The organism is Pseudomonas sp. FG98 (assembly GCF_057808595.1).
Genome location: NZ_JBMDIJ010000188.1, coordinates 1 through 471, shown reverse-complemented (window position 1 = coordinate 471; position 471 = coordinate 1). Strand labels below are relative to the sequence as shown.

1 protein-coding gene is annotated in these 471 nt (G+C 61.8%); it reads left to right on the top strand.

Annotation, left to right across the window (positions count from 1 at the left end; translation table 11 throughout):
* The coding region (locus ACODSK_RS32665; RefSeq protein ID WP_489022289.1) for an immunoglobulin-like domain-containing protein at positions 1 to 471 on the top strand (471 nt) is incomplete at both ends.

Below are 471 nucleotides of genomic sequence, written 5' to 3'. Positions count from 1 at the left end.
ACGGCGAAACCATCACCATCGGCAAGGGCCTGAGTGAAGGTTCGATCACCTTCCCGGCCCCGCAGAACACCGTTTACGTGGACGGCGGCAACGTCAGTGTGACCATCACTGGCACCACCGGTGGTGACTTTGAGCACCTCGAAGTCAGCCCAACTGCTGCCGTCACCGCTGTAACGGATTCGATCGATACCTCGACCGTCACCCTGACAGCCACCGCGAGCGCTGTTGAAGGTGGCGTGGTCACCTACGTCGCGTCGGTCACCTCCCCGGTCACCGGCACCCCACTGGTCATCAGCCTGGCCAATGGCCAGTCGATCACCATCCCTGTGAACTCCAGCAGCGGTTCGGTGGACTTCATTGCCCCGAACAACGTGCTGAACACCAACACCCCGCTGACCAACAGCATCACCGGGGTGACTGGCGGCAACTATGAACACCTGGAAACCGCGGGCACTCCGACCACCGTCGTGA